At 65.7% G+C, this 1,712-nt stretch carries 1 protein-coding gene and 1 pseudogene; one reads left to right on the top strand and one right to left on the bottom strand.

Annotated elements, in window-relative coordinates; translation table 11 throughout:
- Positions 1 to 255: 255 nt before the first annotated feature.
- On the top strand, positions 256 to 585 hold the full coding sequence (gene cutA / locus UK94_RS31755) for a divalent-cation tolerance protein CutA (protein ID WP_200912964.1): 330 nt from the start codon (positions 256 to 258) through the stop codon (positions 583 to 585).
- A 605-nt stretch (positions 586 to 1,190) separates the two neighbouring features.
- Here cutA and UK94_RS72445 read toward each other — a convergent pair.
- Positions 1,191 to 1,580: pseudogene (locus UK94_RS72445) on the bottom strand (hypothetical protein); the annotation flags it as partial.
- Between the last annotated feature and the right edge of the window lie 132 nt (positions 1,581 to 1,712).

Genomic DNA, 1,712 nt, shown 5'->3' with positions numbered 1-1,712 from the left:
GGCTCGGCCTACTCATGACAACGCCGCACATCCTCTCCGGTCCCGGACACGATCTCGTGTCCGGGACCCGCCACCTGTCGTTCCAAACTGGCCGTTTCACGGTAGCCGCCGTGTCACGCATCGAACAGGACGGGATGGCGCTTTTCGTTGTCCCCCTCGTTCATGGCGTCGCNGAGGAACGGTGCAGAGCGTTCGCGACGTCCAGCTGACCAGCTGCGTGTCAGGGTACGGGGCGGCCCTCTAGGCTGTTTCGATGTGACTGACTTTGTGCAGGTGTCGACGGCGACGGAGACCCGTGAGGCAGCCGTGGCGCTGGCGCAGTCCGCCGTGCGAGCGCGTCTCGCCGCGGGTGCCCAGATCGTCGGCCCGGTGGTCTCGGTGTTCTGGCATCACGGCGAGTTCGGGTCCGGGGAGGAGTGGCAACTACTCCTCAAGGCTCGCGCCGACCGATATTCTGATCTTCAGGCGCACTTGCTGGCTCACCATCCATGGAGTAATCCGGAAATTATCGCCGTACCGATCCTGGAGGGGTCGAAGGCGTATCTGGACTGGGTGGCCCAGACGACGGAGCCTGGCCAGTCCTAGCCGAGCCCGAGCNCTTTCGCCTGATCCAGGGTTTCCCGGACTCGGGGGATCGCCCGGTGNGGGTCGAGGTGACGAAGAACCGGCTTGATCCTCTGGCGAGGTCGGACCGATGCCACGCCAGCGGAAAGATCCAATACACGGCCAGCGACGCTCGCGGCTTGCTCAACTTCGTCGGCAGCAAGGTACGCGTCGGCGAGCCAGGTGAGGTAAAGCGACTTGTCGCGTGCGCGGACCTCATCGAAGTTGTCCAGAACTCTCTCCAGCACGGGCACAGCGCGAAGAGGTCGCCGCAGTTCGGCCCAGCAGCGCCCCGTCATGATCGATATCTCGTTGTGGTCGACCCATGCGGCCCAGTCCGGTTGGGGTTCCTCGCTGTCCTCGGCAACGGCCGTCTCGGCGGTCGTGAGGGCTCGTTCGGTCTCGCGCACGTCGCCAATGATCGCNTAGGCCCAGGCGAGACGCTCGAAGAGCAGCGCTCTGACCGCGCTGGGCGCGTCGGTGCCCGCGACCTGGCATGATCTGACGGCGAGCCCGACCGCCGCACGCCTATCATCTCGGCCGGATTGATAGGCAAGATAGGCCAACGCATTGCCGGCCAAGGGCGNGTCGCCAGCCGCGACGGCGCGCTCATGCGACTCCTTGTACAGACGGCTGGCCTCGGTGTGGTTACCTGCGTCAAAGGCCGCCCAACCCGCCTGCTGGGCCTGTTCGGCGAGTACGGACAGCAGGGCCCGCCCCGTGGCTTCGTCGTAGCTGGAGTTCTGGACGATGGCGCTCGTGGCTTCGTACTCGGCGAGATAAAGATCGTAGGTCTCGCCGCCACCGAGAATGTCATCGAGCCGGCGAAGGCGGGCAGTGCGGCGGCGGAGCTGCTCAGGAAGATCCGCGCCAAGTCGGTGTCGGCGTCCCGACAGATCCTTAGTGATCGTTGGCGACGTGGGGATCCGCCGCGCGAGGGCCTGATCGAGACCTCGCGGATCATCCGGCGGGTACACCGAGTGATCCACAGTTGGAACTGACCCAGAGGCGCTCTCCAGCGATCTGCTGCCGTCGGTCTTCGCTCCAGGCATCGAATGCAACCGGTCTGCCCGACGTGCCGTGTTGATCAGCAGCGTGTCGGCGGGGGG

Source organism: Frankia sp. AvcI1, assembly GCF_001420875.1.
Taxonomy (GTDB): Bacteria; Actinomycetota; Actinomycetes; order Frankiales; family Frankiaceae; genus Frankia; species Frankia alni.
The sequence above is the reverse complement of the archived record's forward strand: the minus strand, read 5'-3'. Positions and strand labels throughout refer to the sequence as shown.